Origin of the sequence: Bradyrhizobium sp. (genome assembly GCF_035309285.1) — a bacterium.
Classification (GTDB): Bacteria; Pseudomonadota; Alphaproteobacteria; order Rhizobiales; family Xanthobacteraceae; genus Bradyrhizobium.
Genome location: NZ_DATGFH010000021.1, coordinates 14,346 through 37,471 on the forward strand (window position 1 = coordinate 14,346; position 23,126 = coordinate 37,471).

Genomic DNA, 23,126 nt, shown 5'->3' on the forward strand with positions numbered 1-23,126 from the left:
GACAAAACCCAGGCCTTCCCAAGGGAGTGATGAAACATGAAGCTTGTTCGTTATGGCGAAAAGGGCGCGGAAAAGCCCGGTCTGATCGATAAATCCGGCCAGTTGCGGGACCTTTCGGGGCAGCTCAAGGACCTCGATGGCGAGGGCTATGCCCCGGCGTCCCTGAAAAAGCTTGCTGCGCTCGACGCCGCTTCGCTGCCCGCCGTCTCGGGCAAGCCGCGGTTTGGCGCGCCGGTCACCGGCATCTCGAAGTTCGTCGCCATCGGTCTCAACTATTCCGACCATGCCAAGGAGACGGGATCGGCGATCCCGACCGAGCCGATCTTCTTCATCAAGGCCAACACTTCGCTGTCGGGCCCGAATGATGCCGTCCAGAAGCCCCGCGGCTCCACGAAACTCGACTGGGAGGTCGAGATCGCAGCCATCATCGGGACCAAGGCCAAGTATGTGTCGGAGGCCGATGCGCTCAACCATGTCGCCGGCTATTGCGTTTGCAACGACGTCTCCGAGCGCAACTTCCAGCAGGAGCGCGGCGGCCAGTGGACCAAAGGCAAGTCGCACGACACCTTCGGCCCGCTCGGCCCGTGGCTCGTGACCAGGGACGAAATCGCCGACGTGCAGAAGCTCGGAATGTGGCTCGACGTCAACGGCAAGCGCCGCCAGACCGGCAACACGGCGACCATGATCTTCTCGATGGCGAAGTGCGTCTCTTATGTCTCGCAGTTCATGACGCTCCTGCCCGGCGACATCATCACCACCGGCACGCCGCCCGGCGTGGGGCTTGGCATGAAGCCGCCAACCTTCCTCAATGTCGGCGACGTCGTCACGCTCGGCATCGACGGCCTCGGCGAGCAGCGCCAGGAGATCGTCGCGGCGTGAGTTAAGCCGACATCGATATAACAACTCGTCATGCCCGGGGCTTGACCCGGGCATCCATCACTAAGGGACTCTTACGAAGCGGATGGATGGCCGGGCCTACGCCGCGCCGAAAGGGCTTCGGCCCCGCAGGCGGGTCAAGCCCGGCCATGACGACGGATAAAGTCATCAAGAGGCCCATCATGAAACTCACCTTTTCTCCGGCCTCGCCGTTCGCGCGCAAGGTCCGCATCGCCGCCATCGAGCTCGGGTTGATCGACAAGATCGAACTGGTGCCGGCGACCGTCGCTCCCGGCCAGGCCAACGAGGACTATCAGCGCATCACGCCCTTGAAGAAGCTGCCGGTGCTGATCCTCAGGGACCGCGACGTCATTCTCGATTCCTATGTCATCGTCGAATATCTGAACGAGCTTGCCGGCGGCAATCTGATCCCCGGCTACGGTCCAACGCGCTGGAAGGTGAAGAGCGATCACTCGCTGTTGCAGGGTGTGCTCGATTCCATGCTGCTCTGCCGCTACGAGGGCATGGTGCGGCCCGAAGGTTTACGCTGGAAGGCGTGGTCCGATGACCACTGGAACAGGGTCTGGACCGGCATGGCGCGCTTCGCGGCGCGCGATGACGTGCTGAACGGCCCGCTCACGATCGCGCAGATCGGGCTTGTTTGCGTGCTCGGCTACGCCGATTTCCGCTTTGCCGATTGCGGCTGGCGCAAGGCCTATCCCAGGCTCGACAAGTTCCACCAGACAATGCTGGAGCGGCCATCGGTGAAGATCTCGCTGCCGCCGAGCGCATAAAACAAAAAAAGGAGCGTGCGATGAAACTGAAATTTTCCGTCGGCGACCTCACCATCCACCGCGTCATCGAGCAGGAGACCACCTTCCTGGAGGCGCGTGACATGCTGCCAGACCTGACGCCGGACATGCTCGCCGAAAACCGCGGCTGGATGCAGAAAGCCGGCGCGCTCGACGACAAGGATACGCTGATCCTGTGCTTCCAGTCCTACGTTGTGAAGACGCCGCATCACACCATTCTGATCGATAGCTGCATTGGCAACGACAAGCCGCGGCCTACCCGCCCGAAATGGAACATGAAGACGGACGAGACCTACATGCGGGCGCTCAACGCCGCGGGCTTCTCGCCAAGCGACATCGATTTCGTGATGTGCACGCATCTGCATGTCGATCACGTCGGCTGGAATACGCGGTTGCAGAACGGCCGCTGGGTGCCGACCTTCCCGAAGGCGCGCTACGTCTTTGCGAAGAACGAGTTCGACTACTGGACCGAGCAGAACGCCAAAGCCGAGGTGCCGCCCTTCGCCGACAGCGTGCTGCCGGTGGTCGAGGCGAAGCAGTCGCAGATCGTGGCTCATGACTTCGCGCTCGGCGATCACGGCCGCATCCTGCCGACGCCGGGCCACACGCCCGGCCACGTCGCCTTCACCTTCGGCAAGGCCAGGGATGACGTGGTGTTCTCGGGCGACCTCATGCATACGCCGCTGCAGACGCTTTATCCGGAGCTGTCGCCGCGCTTCGACGTCGATCCGAAGCAGGCCGGGGTGACGCGGCGCAGCTTCCTGGAGCGCTATTGCGACACCGACACGCTGTGCTGCACAGCGCATTTCCCCTCGCCGTCATCAGGCAAGATCAAGCGCAAGGGGAATGGGTTTACGTGCGAGATGGTTTGAGACGCTGTCGCCGCATCGGGGGTCCGTAGGGTGGGCAAAGGCGCGCTTGCGCCGTGCCCACCATTTTCCTGAAGTGCAAGTTGGTGGGCACGCTTCGCTTTGCCCACCCTACAACTTGCGGCAATCACCTCACCTCAATCAAACAAACTCGGCGTGTGATTGACCGCGGCGCCTTCGATCGCGAGCATTTTCAGCTTGGTCGAAACGCCGCCCCGCGCCGAGAAGCCGCCGGGCTTGTTGCCAGCCGCGAGCACGCGATGGCAGGGCACCACGATCGGGCACGGATTGTGCCCGAGCGCCTGGCCGACGTCGCGTGACAGCTCGACGCCGCCGAGCCTTTTTGCGATATCGCCATAGGTCATGGTCTTGCCCGGCGGGATGGTGCGGGCGATGTCATAGACGCCGCGGTTGAACTCCGGCACGCCCTCGAGGTCGAGCGGAATATCGGTGAGGTCGTCGGGCTTGCCCGCGAGCAGATCGACAATGCGGCCGATCGCGGTTTTCACCGCGGCTGTCGGCTCAGCTTCCGCGATATCGCCGCGGCGCTGGCGGATGCGGGCGCGGGTCTTGCCTTCGCTGCCCATCGGCAGTTGCACCCCGTTGATGCCACGCGGGCCCCATTCGATGCCGCAGGCTCCGATCGCGGTGTCGAACAGGCAATAATGCTGGTCGGTCATGGTTGCCTCCAAATTCATAGGCCTCATGCTCGTCTTGATGCGGAATCTAGGCTTGGAAAGTATTGCGATCCACCCGGATTCCGGGAAGATTGCACCCAGTTCCCTCGTCATGGCCGGGCAGGTTTTGACCGAGACCGACACTTGTTGGCCGTGGAGATTTAAAGCCTGCCCGTGTAACCATTCTTGCTATAACTCAAGCACCATCCCGGTCTAACTGCCGGGGTGGGATATAGCGTTTACTGGGAAACTCAAGTTCGGCTAATCGATCAGGGGATCAATTATGCGAAGTGGTGCCGTGAACGCAGTTTTGTGGAGCTGTGTCGACCGCGGCACTCCACATAATCTACAAATCTTCCGGCCGGCTGACGGTCACGTTAAGGTCTCTGATGAGACCGTCGGAAATGGAATAGATCCAGCCGTGGACCGCGAGCTTCTGGCCGCGTGTCCAGGCGTCGAGCACGAAGACATCCGAGGCCACGTTTCTCACCTGCCGAATGACGTTGAACTCGCAAGTCGATCGAGGCGTGCGTGAGGGTTGGCGATATCATCGAGTTCAGAACAGTGCGCCTTGTAGACCTCCCGAATCGGATGCAACCAGTGATCCACCAATCCACGCCGTTGACCGTCTACCGCCGCGCTGACACCTCCGCAACCGTAATGCCCCACCACCATGATGTGCTCCACTTTGAGCACATCGACCGCGAACTGGAGAACGGACAGATAGTTGGCATCCTGGGGTGAGGCGAGGTTCGCGACATTCCGGTGGACGAAAAGCTGTCCTGGATCAAGACCAACGATCGTGTTGGCGGGTACGCGACTATCGGAACAGCCGATCCACAAGTATTTCGGCGCCTGCTGGCGTTCGAGTCGCCGGAAGAAATCTGTATATTCGGAGGTCATCCGCGCCGCCCAGGCGCGGTTGTTTTCCTTTAGTTGGTCCAGCATGAGATGTTCTGCTCCATTGATTAAGGTTGACGCCGCGCGGGCTTCATCACTTTGTTCTCTTTGGACCGCTTCTGCATATGATCGGCGAGACGATCATAGCTCGCAGCAATGGCGCGCATTTGCCGTTTACCGTCTGTGTCATCCAGGAGTTTCGCGATGGAGCGAAGCTCCTCAGCTCGCTCGAGCCAATACTTTGGATCGTTGATGTACGGATGGGTCAAAGTGATCACCCTAAGCCAGTGTACCCTTCAGCCGCGCTTCTACGAGATCCTTCACGGTCCATAAAATATCATGGTTGAAAAGAAGCTGGTAGATTTGAACGGCCGGCGCATTGTCTCGGCTGGCGATTCTCGTCGCAAAGGACCGGCCACGCATTCCGCGGTCTGCCCGTATCCCGCCCGCAAAGTCAGGGTCGTGCCTTCGTCAGTAGCTGCGAGACCGCAATCACCAATTAGGCGACAGTTCGGATGTCTTTAGGGCGACGCGGACTTCGCAACCGTCTCCGAAAAGCTCGGCGCGAGGTGCCTCTATGCGAATTACGAATTTCTCTGAACGGCCAACGAAGCTCGCGTTGTCTGAACAGGCATCTACGCGCGTTTGCGGTTATTCTGAAAAGCGGCGATTTGGTCCCATTCAGGATCAAGAAGCGGATTCGTATGTCATTGAAACAACGAGATTGATACGACAGCTTGCGCTAATTTGTTGGAGAGCATCGCTGACCAAAATCGCTCTTTTTGGAATGAAAGCTCATGCCAGGTCCTAAGACTGCACTTCGCAAGCCGCCGCTACGCGCAAAAATGGGCGGGCATCTCTGCCAGCCCAAGACGCGTAGCCTCAAGAAAGTCAAGTCTCGAGAATGGCCACGATCTCCAGAGTGTGGGGATCCACCACCACGATCTGGTCGCGGACCAGGATGAATTCATATCCGCGCCACTCCGGATAGATGGTCACCACTTCGGCCGGAAGCGGGTGGAGAGACACGCGCTCGCGGGGAACGCGGGTGCCGACCGAGATGGAGAAGTCGACGTTGTTGACAGGTGCGACGTGCTGCTCCCTGATCACCGTCGTGATCTTGGTGCGCTGCTCTGTTGAGAGCTTGGCGCCGGCACCGGCCTGGCCAGTGGTGGTAGTTTGCGACCGCTCGGTTCCGGTTTGGGTCTGCGTCTGGCTCTTCATCTCACCAGTGCGGCCCTGCTCGCGCTGAGCATTCGTATTTTCATCGCGGCCTTCACGCCCCTGGGCCTTTATTTCCTTGCTGCCCTTGGTCTCGTGTTCCGAGCTCATGCCTTTCGACTTCTGACCCGGAGCGGCTTCTTCGCTCCGCGGGTTCTGGCCGACCGTCGACGATTTGTCCTTCTCCGACTGCGTCGACTTCATGTCCTTGGAACCAGGCTGTGACTTCTGCTCCGATTGGGTTGACTTCATGTCCTTGCCCCCAGCCGGGGACTTCTGCTCTGACTGCGTCGACTTCATATCGGACTGAGATTCGTGATGTTGCGCCGCGCCGCCGGCACGTTCGGAAGCCGATCCGCCCGCCGAAGGCGCGCTCTGTTGCATTGCACCTCCGCCCGGCTCATGCGCAGCCCCAGTTCCTTGTGCGTTGGCGAAACCGGTTCCGGCGAACAAGGCCACCGCAGCGACCGAGATCAAGAAACGATTGCTCATCGAATGTCTCCTCACTTGTTTCACTGCCCGCGCGCCAAACAACAATTCTAGGAACTCGCGGTTCCTTCTACGTGCATCTCAATACGTGACGCATCGCTTCAGGTGGCGTGTGTTAAGAGAACGCAATCGGGATGGGGGAGACGCCGTCAACTTCGCCGCGAGACTGCTGAACATCCGGGCCGTATCCCGCGGTTCAGCGATTATTATCGAACCAAGCGGACGGGGCCAAGGAAGCTGTGCGGCAGAGCCAATGGTGAGCTGACCGCCGGCGAGCCACCAAGGGCCATATGGCTGCCGGGCCGCGTCACTGGATAAAATGGGTGGAGAGCGCCTCGGCCAAGCTTGTTCATACTCGGCACAAGAAAAGCCCTGCGCCGATGCGACGGGGCCGAAAGTGTTTCCTCTTTTCGTGGAATGTTAACGCTGGTGGCGTCGTTTGGTTTCTATTAAGTTTCGCGGACGAATGAGTCTCGCCCAAGCACCTGCCGATTGAATTAGACACCGCCAAACGGTCTGATGGTCTTCCTGCGTAGACCAGCGAACCACGTCCACAGCTTGGCGAACCACCGAAGGGTCAGCAGCTGGGGTCGTACGATCACGAACAATCGTTCGATGACGAGTAGACTGACAGCATAGGCGGCAATGATCATGGCGGTGCCGGTGAGCCAATGCCCATCGCCGGCGACGGCCAGCGCGAGCAGCTTTAGAGGCTCAACGAGACACACAGGCACGGCCAGCAGAGCCAAAGATTGGTAAGGTCCTAACCTCCCGATTGAGCGCCACCAGCGGCCCTCTTCTGTGCGGACCAACCTCTTGCTCTTGGAGATCACATCCTCGGAGACCGCATCCTCGTCGCGTTCAGGTGGCTTCGGGCGCGATGATTGCTTCGGCCTGCCCGCTGATCGTGCTTTTTTGCCGTAATCTTGGGCACCTTCCACGTCGTTTTCCTCTGGCAAGATGCTCTCCTTGGTCGCTCAATCGAATAGCCGATCCCGGGCCGCGCGGCTCCTTCCGGGTACTGCAACCCTTCACTGCCTTCTTCACCGCAGCGCTCGAACCTAGTTCCGGCCTTCTCCGCCTCATACAGACTTTGTGTTCCTGAGGACCTTCGCTTTCTCATCGATCCACTAAGCGGCACTCGATTGTTGGTTGGTCGACGACTCGGCACCGGGGCGTGCGGGCGCTTCGTGCTCCACCGCCACCCGCGCCACTTCGATGCAAAGATTGACAGCCTCGACCAACGAGGTCGCGTACAAGTCGGCCCCTTCAGAGGTTTGCAGCTCCTTACCGACTCCATCTTTTTTCAGCCCCCAAAAGCCAACAAGGATCAGGGCTTTCGGCAACTTCCGACGCAGCCGTCGGACGAGATATCGCGCCACCGCCGGTTTGCTCGCGTCAAGGTAGGAGAGGCAGACCATCACGACGCCAGTTACATCGAGGCGAAAGATGTTCACCGTTTCAAGGGCCTCGCGCGGCTCGACCCTGGCACCCATCCCGTGCTTCTCAAGAAGCTGCGCCAACATCGCCGCAGCGGCTTCATCGAGCGGACTTCGTCCGCCAATGCAGAGAACGGGCGTGCCTTCACGCCAGATAGGTGCAAGCTGCTCTTTTTGCACGACCGCAGGCACAACATTCGTTTCCGCGCTTGGTCGGCTTCCGGACGGCGACTCCCCTTCCTTCATTTCGCGCTTTGCAGATGGAATCTCATCATCGTGGTCCGACAGATCGTCGATGACCTCATAAGCCGTGTCCCGAATCAGCACGAGCTTTTCGAGGTCAATAGAGCCGTGGCTCAGGTCGGCCTGCGCCAACGCGAGCCCCCTCATCGCGACCTCATCGTAATAGGCCGAGAGCGATCGCTCCTTGAGGGCCACCTCGGCCTGATCCGCGGCCTCGTGAGGATCTCCCGCCAGCATGCGCTGATAGAAATTCTCCTCCGGCGTCAAAGCGGGTTCATCGCCTAGGATGACTTCCAAGAAAGCCAAATGCTCGACGTGGCGGCCGACCACAACCAGACACACCGTTAGTGGCGTGGAAAGCAGTAGGCCGATGGGGCCCCACAACCACGTCCAGAACGTCGCGGCGACAACAACTGCCACCGGTGAAAGCCCGGTGTTATGGCCGTAGAGCCATGGCTCGACGAGCTGGCCCATCACCGGCTCAACCACCGCGAACAAGGCCACGGTCCAGATCAGCATTGACCAGCCTGGATCGACAGCGATAGCCAAAGCGGCCGGAAAGAGCGCCGCAATGAAGGCGCCAATATAGGGCACGAAGCGCATCAGTGCTGCGAAGATGCCCCAGAGCAATGGGTTTGGAACACCGATGAACAAGAGACCGGTGCCGATGATGACGCCGAAGCTCGCATTGAGGACCAACTGCGCCAGGAAGTAGCGACTCAACCGGTGAGCAGCATCGTCCATGGCCTCCGTCGTTCGTCCCAGGTCGTGCGAGCCGGCCAGCCGGATCAATCGATCCCGCAGGTCTTGCCGATAGAGCAGAATGAAGATCGCAAAGATGACTACAATGCCGGTGGTTGCCAGCGGTCCCAAAATCGGACCGACGACGCTCTGAATGATTTCGATCGGTTTCGGGGAGGGCCGCTGAACCTCGACGCGGACGGGCTTGGTCTCGGATTGCTCACCCGTGTCACTTGGCGCTTTCGGCGCTCCGGTTTCCTTCGGCGTTGTGGGCCTAGATATCTGGTTTCTGAGATTCTCGAATACTCCTGTGATCCGTTGGACTATGCCGCCACTGCCGGCTGCATCGCGCACCGATTCGATCTTCTGGCTGATCGTTATTTGATATCTAGGAATATCCTCGGCGAGCTGCGTAATCTGGCGGGTCATGGTTGTGCCGATGGCAAAGATCACGAGAAGGGCGACCAGGACCGTCACGATGACTGCCCCGAGCCGTGGCACATGCCATCGGCGAAGGAGTTGCACCAGCGGCGCCAGAGCGAAGCTCAGCAAGATCGCGAGAGCAATCGGCACGAATATGTCGCGGCCGAAATAGAGCACCGCTACGATGGCAAGCCCTACGAACACCGCGCCTGCACTTGAGGACGATAAACGCGGCGTGGAAATCTCCGGTCGTCGAGCTTTAAAGTTCAGAGGGGAAGAAACGTCTGTCATGCTCCGTCCCTAGGCTAGCAACGATACAATCAAGGGACCACTTCAGAGGCGGCACGGATTTCGGCCTCTTCAGGCTCGTTATACTCGCTGCGCCGTCCCCAGCGGCATGCGCGACTTACAGTACGAGCGTTCCTGGCAGCCCGCAACACGTCAAGCGGCACCGCCAGGACTACTAGAGAGAGAATTGCTGTTCCTTGCATCACTTAGGCTGCGGGCCGATTGTCGACCAAAAAGGACTGCAAACCTGGTTTCGCCGGTTGTCTCGTTGCCATCGAAACGCAGCTCCCCGCCGAGTTGCTGCGCGAGTGCGCCGATTACTTTCATGCCAAGGCCACGGGTCCTTGCGGGATCGAAGTCCGCAGGCAAGCTCGTTCCTTGATCCGAGACCGATAGTATGTAGCCCTTTGACGTTGCGTCCTCGAGCTTGACGGTGATATTGCCCGCGCCGTGCTTGGCGGCATTTGTCACGAGCTCGTTGACGATCAAGCCGAGGGGGACGATTTGCTCCGTTGGTAATTCGGCGTCGACTGCATCGACCACGATCCGCTCCCGGCCGTTTAGGCCCAACATGTCGGAGAGGTCGCTGCACAGGCGCTCGAGATAGTCTTGGCCGTTCGCTCGGCCGACGGTCTTGTTCCGGTAGATGTTCCGGTGCGCGCGAGCGACGGCCGAAATCCGGGTTGAGGCGAGCGTCAGCTGCTCGGCTACTTCTGAGTTGTCGGTGGCGCGGCTCTGAATATTGAGCAAGCCGGAGACCAATTGGAGGCTGTTCATCACCCGGTGGTCGATTTCCTTCGCCATCAATTCCGCACGTCGAAGGGCCGCCGCCTTCTCGTCTATCACCTGCGACAGGTCGGCAATGGCGCGACGCGCCGCAAGGCGCAGCTCCATCTGATCCATAACCGTAGAAGCAAGGTCGGTGAGATGCGCAATCTGTTCGTTGCTCACCGAGCGCGGTGCCCGATCGATGACACAGAGCGTCCCCAAATTGAATCCATCGTGGGTGCGCAGCGGAATGCCTACATAAAAGCGTAGCCCGAACTCTCCGGCGACCAGCGGATTGGCGAGCGAGCGCACATCCGTCTTGGCGTCGGTCAGTACCCAGGCAGCATTCTGGAGGATCGCGGAAGCACACAGGCCCGGTTCGCGTTCGATCTGGCGCACGTCGAGACCATGATGCGATTTGAACCAGATACGATCGTGATCGACGAGGCTGATGATCGAAATCGGCACTGAGAAGAGCCGAGCCGCGATCGCCGTGATCCGATCGAACGAGCCATCGGGAGGCGTGTCGAGGATGTCATACCGCCGAATTGCCGCAAGCCGTTTAGCCTCCTCCTGCGGACTCAGCTCACGCGGACGCAACTGGTGCACAGGTCGACATGTTGTCACGATTCCTCCCGGTTATTAGAGCCAGCAATCATCATAGCGCCCGGCGCCCCGACAACGCGTGGTAAATCCACAGCACTACGATCGCCCCAATCACGGCAACGAACATGCTCCAAATGTTGAAACCCGTGATGCCGACGGACCCAACAGCGTTGAAGAGAAAACCGCCTACCAGCGCTCCCACGATGCCCAAAACGATATCCATCAATACCCCTGCACCAGTACGGTTCACGATCTGGCTTGCAATGAACCCAGCAATAAGTCCCAGAACAATCCAACCGATGATGGACATAGTCTTCTCCTTCCGATGCTGATGACCTTACAAGAGGAGCGAAGCAGCCTGCGCGGCGGCACGATCGGTTGTGGTTGGGCACTCAGTCATTGGTCCGACTCCCAAACTCTGGAAGGGCACGGCTTGGTCATGCTTTCGTCAGGGTGTCGTCACTTCCTTATTGTCCTTATTGTCTCGCGGACAGCGTCCTTCGCCTTACCAACTCCCCCTCGGACCTTGCCAGCCGCCTTCTCGGTGGCGCCCTCTGCCTCCGTCCGTTTATTCCCGGTTACCCTGCCGATCGCCTCCTTGACGGAGCCTTTCACCTGCCTGGCGCTGCCCCTGATCCGATCCTTATCCATGACTTGCTCCTGACCGCATTCGTGCCGAACGTCGAGAGCCAGCTTCACTTCGCGGCTCCCGATCAAGTTAGAGACGCAAAATAGGTTCCAACAAGATCAGGAAATACCAGGGCGCTTGGTAGTTTCGTCGACGCTTCGAAGAACCGACTCGAACACCGAGAGCTCCATCAGCAGTTGTGCGCAGCCCGGCCGGTTGGCAAAAAAGAACCCGGCCGAAGCCGGGCTCAAGAAAAGCCAATTCTCGCTTGCTTTCATTCTTACCGTTGGCCGCCGTGTCCGGGCTTTGGCTCGTCGCCCTGCTGCTGCCCCGGTTGGCCGGGCTTTTGCTGGCCACCCTGCCCGGGGTGCTGGCCAGGCTGACCGGGATGCTGCTGTCCGCCTTGTCCTGGCTCCTGTCGTGGATTTTGCTCTCCACCACTCTGTCGGGCGCCCTGCTGCTGTCCTTGCTGCTTGTCCTTGTCCTGCTGGGTCATAAATTCCTCCATGAAAAACGTGACGCCCACTGCGATCGATCGTTCGATCTCAATGTGGCCGTGGAGAGCCAAGAGCCGAGCCGAACGGCGCCAAGAGAACGAAGTACCAAGTCACTTGGTACTTTCCGACGTGGTCATCGACCGCGCAATGGCTTCTTGGGTGAGATTGCGTCCATGCCGGTGATACCGCGTTCGCGGGCCCAGATGACGGCCGCGGCCCGCCGCTTGACGCCGATCTTGCGATAGAGCGAGGAGACGTGATTGCGGATCGTATTCCCTGAGAGCTTCAGCGTTGCGCTCATTTCGCTGTCGCTCTGGCCCTGGCAGATCAGACCAAGCACCTCTCGTTCCCGACTTGTCAGATCCCCCAAATCGGCGCTGAGCGAGCGGGGCTGCGAGCTTTGGCGCAAGGCCGCCAGCTTCTCCACGATCGTGCGGCTGAACCACGAGGTGTCGGCCATCACGGCTTCGATCGCGGTAATCAACTCGGTTTCCGATCGCTTGCGTTCGGTGATGTTCTGCATAACGCAGAGCACGCATGATTCGTCGTTGATGGTCACTGTCTCTGCGGACACGAGGCAGTCGACGAGGACGTCATCCTTGGCTCTTACCTGCAAATCCACGTTGGGGACGCTGCCGGTCTCCTTGATCGTTCGCTCAAAGTGATGCTGTGCAGCCTTGTCGACCCACAGGCGGAGGTCGGTCGGACTTCGCCCGACGATTTCCTCGTCGGCATAGTTGGTCATTGCCTTGAACGTTTCATTGACTTCGATGCATTTGAACCCGCTCAAAGCAAAAATCGCCATCGGCACCGGAGACAGACGGAAGGATTTTGCAAACCGCTCCTCGCTTTGACGCAAGGCGCTTTCCGCTTTCACGCGCGGGTCGAGATCGGCGAAGGTGAAGAGAATGCAATTTTCCTCACCGATCTCAATCGGTTCACCCGCGACGATCACCCACTTGGCGCCGCCGTTCGGCAGCGGCAAGCGGGCCTCCATCTGAGGAATGGTGCGGCCCTCCCTCAAGCGCTCGATCCCAAGATCGCGCTTCTCCGCATCGCTCAAAATGTCGATGTGCGCGAACGAAGCGCCGAGGACGTCTTTATGCGCATAGCCGGTCATTTCAAGAAAGCCGGGATTGACGCGAACGTAGCATTGATCAGACACCCGGCAGATGATGGCCGGCGCAGGATTGGCATTGAATGCGCTTTCAAACCGCTCCTCGGCGCGAAAGCGCTCCGTCTCGTCCTTGATGATCAGCACGAGGTAGTCGGGGACCTCTGAATCATCGGTGATCACCAGACTCCGGATCGAATGAACCCAGGATTGCTCGGGGTCGCCGGCGCGTGTCACCTCGACGGTAACGTCGCTGAAGCTTTCGCCGGACACCACGCGCTCGATCGGATATCTGCCGCGCTCAACCGGCCGATTGTTGCGGTAGCGCAACCGAAACCGCTTTCGATACTGGCTGACTGTCGCGCCGAGCTCCTTGATCGCGCGAACGCCGTGCATGACAAGCGCCGCATCGTTGGCCCAGAGAATTTTCTGGTCCGCGCCAACCAGAATGACACCGTCGGTCAGTCCGACGATGATCTGCTGGAGCTGGCGATAGTCGCGGCTTGGTTGCTTCAATGGCTGCTTCGTTCTCGGCCCCCGAGCCGTCTTCTTCTCGGGGCCTTCCAGGTCAGAGTTTCCCGAGAAGGACCAAAATCAGGAGGACGACGATCACCAGCCCCAGACCGCCGCCGCCGAAATACCCCGTTCCGTAAAACGGGCTGCCGCCGATGCCGCCAATGCCCCCAAGCAGAATGACGATCAAAATGATCAAGATGATCGTGCCGAGAGACATCTCACACCCCCTTGAAATTCATCCTATTACGAGATCGCAACGGAACGATACCGCACAGGAGGCAATCCACAATAGGAAAAACAGACCAACTCGATTGGTACTTCCATCTCTTGTTGCTCCCGGCGACGTCGTTAGATTGCCGGCGGGTTCATCACCGCTCCGTCGGAGCGGCACATCAAGGAGTGAGAGATGACAAGGAGTGAGAGATGAAGAGAATTGCCGTAACCGCCACGATGGCCACCGTCCTGAGCACCGCGGCCCTTGCACAATCCGCAACGCCCCCGGAGGCGACTCACGCGCTCACGAGCCTGCCTGCCGATGCGGTGACCGTCACGGATTACTACAAGCAAAATGTCTACGATCCGTCCGAGACCAAAATCGGGGAGGTTGCAGACGTCCTCGTAGACAAGGACGGCCGCGCAGTTGCGGTAATCGTGTCGGCCGGGGGCTTTCTTGGCGCGGGCGAGAAGGATGTCGCCGTGCCGTTCAGTGCGGTGCGCAGAACCCAAAGGGACGGCAAGTGGTACCTCGTCATGAATGCCACAAAGGACGCCCTCAAGGCGGCGCCCGGCTACAAGTACGACAAGTCGAAGACGCAATGGATGCCCGACACCAAATAAGCCAATACGGCATCGCCGCGGCCGCACGTCGCGGCGATGGAACCGGAGCGATTGCCGCGCGTTTATGGGGGCGAGTGCAGCTCCTGCGCCTGGCCGTCGAGCGCTAGTCATGGATTCTCGAGCACAACCTCAGCGATAGGAGTTCACCATGGATTGGAATCGTGTCGAAGGAAACTGGAAGCAGTTCAAAGGCAAGATCAAGGAAAAATGGGGCCAGCTCACGGACGACGATCTGGACCAGATCGCGGGCCGGAGGGACCAATTGGAGGGCAAGCTGCAAGAGCGCTACGGCTTGAGCAAGGATCAAGTCAAGAAGGACATAGACGACTGGTACAGCTCGCAAAAATAGCGGACGCGTGGAGGCGACAGGCCTGGCCGTGAGGAGTCGCCAGGCCCGTCGCGACACGCTCGGGAGCTGTAGGCGTCGAGCGAGCACACGAAACTGGACCATTCCAATCATGTGTTGGAGCAGCGGATGTTTTTTAGGGACTATTCTCGCGTGCCGACGAGCGCCAGAGAGCTCGAACGCCGGTTGCGGTCCCTGGAACGACAGGTGGAGCGGCTGGCCACGCGGGGCTCCAAGGATGCTGGCGAGGCGGCTCATGATGTGCGTGACGCCCTCGCCTCAGCCTTGACCACGATCGCCGAGAAATTCCGCAACCCCGATCTGCTTGGCAACGATGCAGCCAAGATCGGCGATGAAGCCGCGCGGCTTGGCAACGAGGCGATGCGCAGAGTTTCAAAAGAGATCCAATATCGCCCCCTCCTTACACTCGCGGTGGCGGCAGGAATTGGGGTTCTCATCGGGTTAGCCAATCGTCGCCGTTCCTAGTTGCGGCCCGTTTCAGTTAGTGGAGCAACACAGGAGGTCTTTCCATGAATGAAGATCGTATCGCTGGCACGACCCGGAATCTCGCCGGCAAAGCCCAAGAAGGTCTTGGCCGCGTGACCGGGGACCCCAAGAGCCAAGCCGAGGGACTCGTCGAGCAGGCTGCAGGGGCGGCGCAGGACCTTTATGGCCAGGCGAAAGATGCGGCTGCCGATGCCGCCGCCGTCGTGCGTCAAGGCGCGGCGGATACTGATGATTACGTTCGCCAGATCATCGAAAAGAGACCCTACACGACCGCCATCATTGCCCTTTGCATCGGCTGGGTCATCGGTCGCATGGGGCGACAGGACTGAAGCGTTACCTGTCGCGCCGCTTCGGATGCGAGCGCGTGACGCTGCGACAGGATTGCGGCGCATTCCGCAGGCATCACCTTGGCCGAAGGGTGACATGGCGCGCATGCTGCCGGCCAGCGCAGAAAATTGTATTCCAATGCGATAGGAGAACTGAGAATGTCAAAGGCCCCCAAGAAGCTTGAAGATCTTTTTCACAACACCCTAAAAGATGTCTATTTTGCCGAGAAGAAGATTCTTGCTACCCTGCCAAAGATGGCCAAAGCGGTGAACTCCGCTGAACTCAAGAAGGCTTTTGAAAAGCACCATGGCGAGACTGAAGGGCACGTAACCCGCCTGGAGCAGGTATTCGACATTATCGATAAGAAGCCCCAAACCAAGACCTGCGACGCGATCATGGGCATCGTAAAGGAAGGGGAAGAAATCACGGACGAGTACAAGGGCTCGCCGGCTCTCGATGCAGGTCTTTTGGCGGTCGCGCAGGCCGTCGAGCATTACGAAATCTCGCGCTATGGCACCCTCAAAACATGGGCCAAGGAGTTGGGTCATTCCGATGCAGCCAAGCTGCTCGACGCGACCTTGGGCGAAGAGAAAAAAACCGACGCAGCGCTATCGGCGTTGGCGGACACGGTGGTCAACCAGGAAGCCGAATAAGATGCTTTGGGAATGTGAAACGGCAGCGATCCGCAGGGACGAGACGCCCCGCCGGATCTTGGGAGGACAGCCATGACTGATGCGATAGGCGGGCCCGCGCCGGCAGCGGCCGAAGAGTCGAATGTTTCGGCCGTGTCCTGGGGCGCAATCATCGCGGGTGGGTTGGCGGCCGCTGCGGCAACACTCGTGCTTCTGGCATTCGGCGCTGGACTCGGATTCTCAAGCGTTTCGCCCTGGCAAAGTAGCGGGATGTCCGCGACCACGTTCCGCATCGGGACGGGTCTCTATCTTGTCGTCATTGCGATGCTCGCCTCCAGCATCGGAGGCTATCTGGCGGGACGGTTGCGAAGCAGGTGGGTCGGCGCTCATACCCACGAGGTCTATTTTCGGGATACGGCTCACGGCTTCCTGGCATGGGCGTTCGCGACCGTCTTAAGTGCTGGCGTGCTGACGTCCGCAGCGACCCACCTTGTGAGCGGGGCCACCACCGGCCTCGCACAAGGGGCGGGCCAATCGGTTGGCTTGCTCGACCCCTATGTCGACACGCTGTTGCGCGCAAACGCAGGGACAACCCGGAACGCGGCTGACATTGCCGATTCCCGCAGCGAAATCGGCCGCCTTTTCGTCGCAACGTTCCGCAAGGGTGGCGACTTCAATCCCGCTGACCGCACCTATCTCGCGCAGTTGGTGGCAACTCGCACTGGCTTGAGCCAGGCTGACGCGGAAAAGCGCGTTTCCGAGGTCATCACGCAAGCGAAGACAGCGGCCGATAATGCACGCAAGGCCGCGGCCAAGCTTTCGCTTTGGCTAACCGCATCGCTGGTGATTGGCGCCTTCTGTGCCAGCCTCGCCGCAACCGAGGGCGGCGGTCTGCGAGACGGCACCTGGAAATACCGGGTCTCCGATTAGGTTCAATTGGATAGGAAGGGAACATATCATGGGACGTTCTATTCTGCTCTGGCTGCTCGGCGTGCCGATTCCGATCATTATTCTGATCGCCCTCTTGTCGCATTAGGCGGGCGTGATGGCGCAATAGGCGGCCGCGCCGCGCGATAGCAGCCGTTGTGGCGATGGTTTTTGCGAAACACCTGGCCGCGAAATGAAGATGCGCTGGTCGGTCGCGAGTGCGGCCATCATATCTCTCCCCCCTCGAAGGCTAACCCGACAGGTGCTTCGCGGGGACCGACAGCTCAATAGTTAAGCCGTCGGGATGCCAAGCTTTGGAGAGTTCACCGCCGAACTGATCCCGTATGATCCGCCGCGTCAGCAACCCACCGAACCCTTCGTCGTCAGGCTCTCCTTGGAGACGCGGTCCATCCACCTCCCTCCATCTCAGCAACAGCGCATCTGGGTCCAGCGAACAGTCGAGGTGCACCACGCCATCCGGAGACGATAGAGCCCCGTACTTTGCGGCGTTGGTGGCGAGCTCATGCAAGACGAGGGACAAGCTTGTAACGGCGTTGGCTCCGATGGGCAGGTCCGGCCCATTAAGGACGATGCGCTCACGGCCCTTCGACGTCGAATCGACGTAGGGAGCGAAGACCGTGCGGATCAGAGCATGCAAGGTCGTATCCCGGCTGGCTGCCTTGCCGTCCCCCATCAGACCCGGCCTTGTCAGTTCATGGGCACGTGTCAGGGCCATCAACCTCTCGCGAACCGACTCGGCCATATCCTCCGGGGTGCGGGCAGAACGAGCGCTCAGCGACACCAGACCGCCCGTGACCGCGAACAGCTTCTTGATGCGATGACTCATCTCCCGCACCAGCAGGTTCTGCTGCTCCTGAGCGCGTTTGCGCTCGCTGATGTCTCGGCCGATTTTTGATGCTCCGACGATTGTGCCCCGCGCATCTTTTACCGGCGAAACCGACAGCGAGACATCGACGAGACTTCCGTCTTTGCGACGACGGACGGTTTCATAGTGATCGACGTGCTCGCCTCGACGGATGTATCCAAGAATCTTCGGCTCTTCATCTTGATGTTCGAGAGGAACCAGCGTTGTGACGGGCCTGCCGAGAATTTCTTCGGCCGACCAGCCGTAAAGGCACTCCGCTCCTTCGTTCCAACTGACGATCGTGCCGTTGAGATCCACGCTGATGATCGCGTCATCGGAAAATTCGATGATGGCGCTTTGCTGCCGCAACAGCTCTTCCGCCCGCTTGCGGTCAGTAATGTCGACCAGCATGTTAACCGCCCCAACGAGAGCGCCCGATGCGTCATACAAAGGGGTGGGATAGGGCATGAGGGAAATGCGCGTGCCGTCGGGACGCTCTGCAATCGCTTCCACGCCGCGAACCATTCGGTTCTCCTTGAGCGCGGTGGCCATCGGGCATTGGTCATGCGGTAGCGGCGTTCCGTCGGGCCAATACAGCTTCCAGGTCACGCACCATTCATCGCTACCCAGCGTGGGCTCGCGGCCAGCGAGCTCGACCGCGGCCCGGTTGTAGAACGTGATGCGTCCCTCGGCGTCCGTGGTGTAAACGGCCGCCGGCTATGACTCGAGCAACTCACGAAAGTAGCGCTCGCTTTCGCGCAATGCCGCCTGAACATGGTGCTGGGCCGTCACGTCAACCGTGAAGCAGCGCGTATGGACGAATTCGCCGTGTTGGACGCGCGCACTCGAGCTGATTTGAACGTGCTTGATCGCGCCATCTTTCGCGCGAAGTGTGGCCGGGTACTTATCGAGCTTCTCAAGACGCGCTAACCGGCCGAGTATGTCTTCGATCGTATCGCGATCCGCATGGAATTCGGTGATGCTTCGGCCAACATACTCCTCGCGCGCATAGCCGAGCAGGTCGAGTTCAGCCTGGTTGGCTCGAAGGATCATTCCGTCACCCGCAACCCAATGCAGCGCGACGATTCCGTTTTCAAAGAAGTCCTCAAGGTCTTGCTGACTTGTCTGAAGATCATTTTCGACGCGCTTGCGTTCGCTGATATCATGGAAGCAGTTGACCGCGCCTACGATCGTGCCGGCATTGTCCTTTAGCGCTTCGATGTTGAGCAACGTGACGGCCCGCACGCCGTCCGGGCGTTCGATCACGACTTCCTGGTCGCGGGCGGGAATGCCGGTCCGCAGCACGTCGGCCATCGGGCTCTGGGCATGAGGAAGCGGTCCCCCGTCGAGACGATGCAGGCGGAGCGACCCGCAAAACCTGTGCTCGGGATCACCGATCCTGGGCGCCCGGCCCCAGACCTCGGCGGCTCGGCGATTGTAACGCAGGATCAGACCATTCCTATCACATATGTAGATTGCGGCCGGCAATGACTCCCAAAGGCAATCGGGAAGCTCAAGCAGATGTCTGTCAAGAACCTCCAGTCGCGGCTGAAGCGTTTCGATGGTTCGGACGTCTGTCATGGGAACCCCGGTACTCGACCTGTCCGAATTCCCGCGATATGTGACTCGCCTGCGACCATGCGAGAGCAGGTTTGCTCGCGGCACTTCCGCGGTTTGCCTCTGACAATTGGGATCCGCCCGATCGGGCCGAATCGGAGAGGAGACCGAACGCAAAAGGGCGGCAATCAGAGTCCATCATATTGAATTACGATGAATTCGGCGGTAGCCAGATAGGCGAACTGGCTGGCCCGGTGGGCGCTTCAGTTACGGCGTTGCAATCCGCACCGCCTCACGAATTGCTATATCGTGACGTCGCCGTGGATTTGGCTGGTTATCCGATCGGAACCTAGATCGGAGCGTTCTTCGTCCTAGCTCGCCGCCTTCCTTCTGCCCGGCCCAGATCTCGTTAAGCTCGCGCCTTGTTTTTGGGAGCGACGGCTCCAGCGTCCGGCTGCGCATGCTCGAAGTGTTATGGCGAAAAGGGGCCCTGCATATCCGACTGTCGACGGCTCCGGGCTCCATCGGAAGCCCGCTGGCTGCGCCTGCGAGTCACCCGATCTTCGCAAGAAAAGCTGGCTCGTGTCTAAGGGTTCGGAGCAATGGAACAATCCTTGATCGGATCAATTGAAACAATTGATGGAGATGGGTGATGAGCGACGATTCCCAACCGCGACCCTTGGTCTACGAGGGATCGGGCCCAGCGGTAGAGCCGAAATCAACCATCGCGGGTATGTCCGACGCTGTGAAAGACACCGCTCATCGTGTCGGCGACGCGATAGACACCGCTCGAAGGCCTGGGATGCCGCTAAGCATCTTGAGCAACGTCGTCCGCGAAGCGCCGCTCGGCTCGCTGTTGGTGGCGTTTTTGTTGGGTGTGGCCGTCGGCCGCCGTCGATGAATTTGCGGCCAAAACAATCCGTGGGAAATCGGTTGCGGAGAAGTCCGGTGCGACCAATCATAGTGATGATCTCTTTAGCTTTGTGGTGTTTGTCCTGTCCGTCGGTCGAAGCGCAGACAAGTCAAGCGAAGGAGGATTCTCTCAAGGCCACCACGGGCCGCACGCCTCCGGAGCCAAAAGGACAGCTGCAGCCACAGGGTTGGACTGGACCGATCGATACCTCGTCCGGCGGCGCGCCGGCCGAGAGCCCTCAAGGGCAAAGCCCGCCCGGGATGCAAGCTGCTCCCCAAGGCTCGAGCAAGACGGTCGTCAAACCTCAGCAATAATCTTCGGACGGATCGCTAGAAAGCCCATGATATTCGACCGAGAGGCGGTCCCCTCCAACTTAACGGTCGCGGTGTTCGCTTTCTTGCCTTAGTCGAATGGTGTCAACGATACCAGACCAGTGCAAGGCGTGATTTGACCAGGCCGCACCATCGCCAGAGCACTCTGGCGGAACGAATGAGCGAGCGACGAAGTTAACGCTTGTCTGCCGCTGAGATTCCGTGGAGATTTCATTGAAAATTCGAGCTGGCTTCGATATCACCTTTGATTGTTGTCAGGACAATCCAATTGTCCTGATGCTCAGCGTCCATCCGTCCCGTCGAACCGATCTTCTAACCGACCATCGCATCAGCTTCTCGAAGGCGGTCGCGATCCGCAACTATTGCGATGCGTTCGGGAATATCTGCACGCGTCTAGTGGCGCCGCGAGGTCTGCTCGAAATCCGCAGTGATTTCATGATTGCGCACAGCGGTCAGCCCGACGAGGTCGCACCTTTCGCCCAGCAATCGGAGATAGATCAGTTACCCGATGGCGCACTGTCTTATCTGTTGGGAAGTCGCTATTGCGACACGGAAAAGCTCTCCGACCTCGCATGGTCTTTGTTTGGCGCCACCCCAGAAGGCTGGCGACGCGTGCAGGCGATCTGCGATTATGTGCACAATCATATCGAGTTCGGATACCAGCATGCTCGAGGCGATCGCATCGCCTCGGAAGCGCATGCCGAACGCGTCGGTGTGTGCCGGGATTTTGCGCATCTCGCCATCGCATTCTGCCGTTGCATGAACATCCCGGCGCGGTATTGCACAGGGTATCTTGGGGATATCGGCGTACCCACTCCGATGCGCGCGGCCTTTACGGCCGTGCGAGGAGGCCAATGCTAAGTGTGAACGATGCCAGGGAACCAAACGCCGATGCTATGTCTTTTGGATAGATGCGTGTCGCTGAGGGGGAAAGGCGAATGGAAGAACGTCCAATCATTCTCGTTGTGGAAGTTGACGAGACGATCCAGGAGCTCGTCCGTGATGCCCTGGCGGAAGGCGGTGACCAACCGGCAATGGTGGCATCGGCCCATGAGCGGTGACCCTACTCCAAAGTAGGCAGGCGAACTACCGGGCGCTCGTGATCGATATTTACCCGAGCGGCAGTATGAACAGCTGGGAAGCGGCTCGGAAGGCGAGGAAGATTGCCCCGGATTTGCCGGTCGTGTACATGACCGCAGGCGCTGGTAACGAATGGGCTTCGGAAGGTGTCCCGAGCAGTGTCCTTCTGCAGAAGCCATTTGCCTTGGCACAACTGGTGACTGCCGTCTCTCATTTACTCATCACCGGATTCACCCTACCGAGGACACCTTAGAAGCACCGGCGTTGTTCCTCGTGCAGCCTGAGGAGGCTTTCTGTTTGAGAATCGCCAAATGATGGCCGTGCATCTCACGTTATCCACGCCGGACTGAATAAGTTCGCCATCCCGTTTTACTGATCTCTTTCATCCGTCGTCAGGAGGGAATTGATCGTTTCCCGTAGCTTGTCGATTGAGACTGGCTTCTGCAGCACTGGTCTTCTGCGGAACAAGGAGGGAAAATGCTGCAGCCCATCGCCCGTGATGAACAGAAAAGGGCGTTTTCGCCTTTCAATGGAAGAAGCTCTATTCCGATGGGACGGTCGCGAAATGGCTGCAGGAGGTCAGTGATTCTTTATCAGGGGTGCAGGCGTCACCAATGCGAGGCGCGCTTCCGAATATTTCGATCCGAGTCTTTATCTGTCCACAATACAATAGGTGGCACCGTCATGTTGAGCTTGCGGGCCGACCTTTCGATTCGTCTCGCATCGCCAGGACTAGCGATCCGGAGACGGTTTTCCCCGCTTTCTACATCAGCCAACTTCGCGAAAGCGGACGGCGTTTGATCTTGCCAGGAATTGCGCCCAATCTTTCATGATTCTCGAGCTCTTGCCCGCGCTGGTAGGCAAGCTATTTCGACCGAAATTCTGCAAGCATCGCGGGTACCTTGACGGCCATGGCTGGCCCTATCGTTGTTCAACGCTCGGGCGTGTTGGGAGACTCGCTCGTTTCGTTTGGTGATTTGACTCCAACAGCAACCCTGAAATGTTCGCGTTGGCTGGTGGGGATGGCGACGACTATCTTCGAGCGCGTCGGATCGCGAATTCCGTCGTCCCGCTTCCAGCGCCCATCGCATGCTCGAACGACGCTTCATGCACACGGTCGCTCGGCTGACATGCCATTGTCGTGCATCAACGACGAACTGCTGAAACAGTTCGATCTGTCCCCTTGTGTGTCGTTGGGTCTGCGTCGAATGCTTGCTTCCCCTTTGCCGCCCATAGCGCTCGCGCCTGTTCGCCCCGATCGCTTTGGAGCTTGTCGGCCATCCAAAGCAGCGCGCCAAGGATGGTGGCGCGATCATCGCCGGTTAGGTTGACGAGTCCAGCTTTCACGACGAGGCCGCCGAGTTCAATGAGATGCCGCGTGCGCTTGCGGCGCTCGACCTGCCAGGTGCGCATGTTATGTCGGGCCCTTGCGGCCTGACGCCGGTTGCGCCCCGCTCGGTTGCGCCGGAGCGCCGTCCGTGTCGCGGTCAGTTGCCGGTGCATTTCGCCGCGACCGTCGCTGAAAGAACGCGGCCCCGCGCCTGGCCCATGCCTCCCTCTTTCCGCTGTCCTTCGTCTCAGCCAGCATGATCAGCGCGCCCGCCAGTTCATTAGCGCTGGGCGCATCGGCGCCGGTGGCGATCACCAGTTCGCCGAGCTGCTGCACCTTGCGGCTCTTGAGGTCGCGCGCTTTGTC

Annotated in this window: 25 protein-coding genes and 2 pseudogenes; 12 read left to right on the forward strand and 15 right to left on the reverse strand. The window is 59.6% G+C overall.

The window, feature by feature from the left end:
• The first annotated feature begins 36 nt into the window (after window positions 1–36).
• From VKR55_RS05960 to VKR55_RS05970, 3 genes are all read left to right on the forward strand, one after another.
• Complete coding sequence (locus VKR55_RS05960) at window positions 37–879, forward strand: fumarylacetoacetate hydrolase family protein (RefSeq protein WP_324400714.1); 843 nt, start codon at window positions 37–39, stop codon at window positions 877–879.
• A gap of 179 nt (window positions 880–1,058) precedes the next feature.
• Entirely contained in the window at window positions 1,059–1,670 is a 612-nt protein-coding gene (locus VKR55_RS05965) for a glutathione S-transferase family protein (protein WP_324400716.1), read from the forward strand.
• Between the two features lie 20 nt (window positions 1,671–1,690).
• Window positions 1,691–2,560, forward strand: a complete 870-nt coding sequence (locus tag VKR55_RS05970; RefSeq protein WP_324400718.1) for an MBL fold metallo-hydrolase — start codon at window positions 1,691–1,693, stop codon at window positions 2,558–2,560.
• A 134-nt stretch (window positions 2,561–2,694) separates the two neighbouring features.
• Here VKR55_RS05970 and VKR55_RS05975 read toward each other — a convergent pair whose 3' ends face one another.
• The 11 genes and pseudogenes from VKR55_RS05975 to VKR55_RS06025 all read right to left on the reverse strand — a co-directional run bounded on the left by VKR55_RS05975 (window position 2,695) and on the right by VKR55_RS06025 (window position 13,324).
• Window positions 2,695–3,237: a methylated-DNA--[protein]-cysteine S-methyltransferase gene (locus VKR55_RS05975; RefSeq protein ID WP_324400720.1), complete on the reverse strand. Its 543-nt coding sequence runs from the start codon at window positions 3,235–3,237 to the stop codon at window positions 2,695–2,697.
• A 343-nt stretch (window positions 3,238–3,580) separates the two neighbouring features.
• Window positions 3,581–4,182: pseudogene (locus VKR55_RS05980) on the reverse strand (carbonic anhydrase).
• 843 nt (window positions 4,183–5,025) lie between these two features.
• Window positions 5,026–5,847: a DUF1236 domain-containing protein gene (locus VKR55_RS05985; protein WP_324400722.1), complete on the reverse strand. Its 822-nt coding sequence runs from the start codon at window positions 5,845–5,847 to the stop codon at window positions 5,026–5,028.
• A 494-nt stretch (window positions 5,848–6,341) separates the two neighbouring features.
• Entirely contained in the window at window positions 6,342–6,803 is a 462-nt protein-coding gene (locus VKR55_RS05990; protein WP_324400724.1) for a hypothetical protein, read from the reverse strand.
• A 171-nt stretch (window positions 6,804–6,974) separates the two neighbouring features.
• Complete coding sequence (locus VKR55_RS05995) at window positions 6,975–8,981, reverse strand: AI-2E family transporter (protein WP_324400726.1); 2,007 nt, start codon at window positions 8,979–8,981, stop codon at window positions 6,975–6,977.
• A gap of 150 nt (window positions 8,982–9,131) precedes the next feature.
• Window positions 9,132–10,373 carry a histidine kinase dimerization/phosphoacceptor domain -containing protein gene (locus VKR55_RS06000; protein ID WP_324400728.1) on the reverse strand — a complete coding sequence of 414 codons (1,242 nt, stop codon included), beginning with the start codon at window positions 10,371–10,373 and terminating at the stop codon, window positions 9,132–9,134.
• A gap of 31 nt (window positions 10,374–10,404) precedes the next feature.
• Window positions 10,405–10,662 (reverse strand): GlsB/YeaQ/YmgE family stress response membrane protein, encoded by a 258-nt coding sequence (locus tag VKR55_RS06005; protein ID WP_324400730.1) that lies wholly within the window; start codon window positions 10,660–10,662, stop codon window positions 10,405–10,407.
• 149 nt (window positions 10,663–10,811) lie between these two features.
• Complete coding sequence (locus VKR55_RS06010) at window positions 10,812–11,003, reverse strand: CsbD family protein (RefSeq protein WP_324400733.1); 192 nt, start codon at window positions 11,001–11,003, stop codon at window positions 10,812–10,814.
• 67 nt (window positions 11,004–11,070) lie between these two features.
• On the reverse strand, window positions 11,071–11,418 hold the full coding sequence (locus VKR55_RS06015; RefSeq protein WP_324400735.1) for a hypothetical protein: 348 nt from the start codon (window positions 11,416–11,418) through the stop codon (window positions 11,071–11,073).
• Window positions 11,419–11,610: 192 nt separating this feature from the next.
• Complete coding sequence (locus VKR55_RS06020) at window positions 11,611–13,107, reverse strand: helix-turn-helix transcriptional regulator (RefSeq protein ID WP_324400736.1); 1,497 nt, start codon at window positions 13,105–13,107, stop codon at window positions 11,611–11,613.
• 52 nt (window positions 13,108–13,159) lie between these two features.
• Window positions 13,160–13,324: a DUF3309 family protein gene (locus VKR55_RS06025; RefSeq protein ID WP_324400739.1), complete on the reverse strand. Its 165-nt coding sequence runs from the start codon at window positions 13,322–13,324 to the stop codon at window positions 13,160–13,162.
• Between the two features lie 206 nt (window positions 13,325–13,530).
• On the opposite strand from VKR55_RS06025, the gene VKR55_RS06030 reads away from it, so the two are divergent.
• From VKR55_RS06030 to VKR55_RS06055, 6 genes are all read left to right on the forward strand, one after another.
• Window positions 13,531–13,944 (forward strand): PRC-barrel domain-containing protein, encoded by a 414-nt coding sequence (locus tag VKR55_RS06030; protein ID WP_324400741.1) that lies wholly within the window; start codon window positions 13,531–13,533, stop codon window positions 13,942–13,944.
• A 148-nt stretch (window positions 13,945–14,092) separates the two neighbouring features.
• Window positions 14,093–14,293 (forward strand): CsbD family protein, encoded by a 201-nt coding sequence (locus VKR55_RS06035; RefSeq protein WP_324400744.1) that lies wholly within the window; start codon window positions 14,093–14,095, stop codon window positions 14,291–14,293.
• 126 nt (window positions 14,294–14,419) lie between these two features.
• Window positions 14,420–14,776 carry a hypothetical protein gene (locus tag VKR55_RS06040; protein WP_324400746.1) on the forward strand — a complete coding sequence of 119 codons (357 nt, stop codon included), beginning with the start codon at window positions 14,420–14,422 and terminating at the stop codon, window positions 14,774–14,776.
• A gap of 44 nt (window positions 14,777–14,820) precedes the next feature.
• Window positions 14,821–15,126, forward strand: coding sequence for a CsbD family protein (locus VKR55_RS06045; RefSeq protein WP_324400748.1), 306 nt, complete (start codon window positions 14,821–14,823; stop codon window positions 15,124–15,126).
• A gap of 156 nt (window positions 15,127–15,282) precedes the next feature.
• Complete coding sequence (locus VKR55_RS06050; RefSeq protein WP_324400750.1) at window positions 15,283–15,777, forward strand: YciE/YciF ferroxidase family protein; 495 nt, start codon at window positions 15,283–15,285, stop codon at window positions 15,775–15,777.
• 72 nt (window positions 15,778–15,849) lie between these two features.
• A complete protein-coding gene (locus VKR55_RS06055) occupies window positions 15,850–16,686 on the forward strand; it encodes a hypothetical protein (protein ID WP_324400752.1) in 837 nt (278 codons plus the stop codon).
• 102 nt (window positions 16,687–16,788) lie between these two features.
• Here the strand turns inward: VKR55_RS06055 and VKR55_RS06060 are convergent, their stop codons facing one another.
• Window positions 16,789–16,911 carry a hypothetical protein gene (locus VKR55_RS06060; RefSeq protein ID WP_324400754.1) on the reverse strand — a complete coding sequence of 41 codons (123 nt, stop codon included), beginning with the start codon at window positions 16,909–16,911 and terminating at the stop codon, window positions 16,789–16,791.
• Between the two features lie 22 nt (window positions 16,912–16,933).
• Window positions 16,934–19,090, reverse strand: a pseudogene (locus VKR55_RS33020) (PAS domain S-box protein).
• Window positions 19,091–19,757: 667 nt separating this feature from the next.
• On the opposite strand from VKR55_RS33020, the gene VKR55_RS06080 reads away from it, so the two are divergent.
• The 3 genes from VKR55_RS06080 (at window position 19,758) to VKR55_RS06090 (ending at window position 21,411) form a co-directional block, all read left to right on the forward strand.
• Window positions 19,758–20,006: a hypothetical protein gene (locus VKR55_RS06080; protein WP_324400757.1), complete on the forward strand. Its 249-nt coding sequence runs from the start codon at window positions 19,758–19,760 to the stop codon at window positions 20,004–20,006.
• Window positions 20,007–20,551: 545 nt separating this feature from the next.
• Window positions 20,552–21,211, forward strand: coding sequence for a transglutaminase-like domain-containing protein (locus tag VKR55_RS06085; RefSeq protein ID WP_324400759.1), 660 nt, complete (start codon window positions 20,552–20,554; stop codon window positions 21,209–21,211).
• Window positions 21,212–21,288: 77 nt separating this feature from the next.
• Window positions 21,289–21,411, forward strand: a complete 123-nt coding sequence (locus tag VKR55_RS06090; protein ID WP_324400761.1) for a hypothetical protein — start codon at window positions 21,289–21,291, stop codon at window positions 21,409–21,411.
• A gap of 1,165 nt (window positions 21,412–22,576) precedes the next feature.
• Here VKR55_RS06090 and VKR55_RS06095 read toward each other — a convergent pair.
• Window positions 22,577–22,843: a conjugal transfer protein TraD gene (locus VKR55_RS06095; protein WP_324400763.1), complete on the reverse strand. Its 267-nt coding sequence runs from the start codon at window positions 22,841–22,843 to the stop codon at window positions 22,577–22,579.
• Between the two features lies 1 nt (window position 22,844).
• Window positions 22,845–23,126: conjugal transfer protein TraD (locus VKR55_RS06100; protein WP_324400765.1), on the reverse strand; the 282-nt coding region annotated here is incomplete at its 5' end.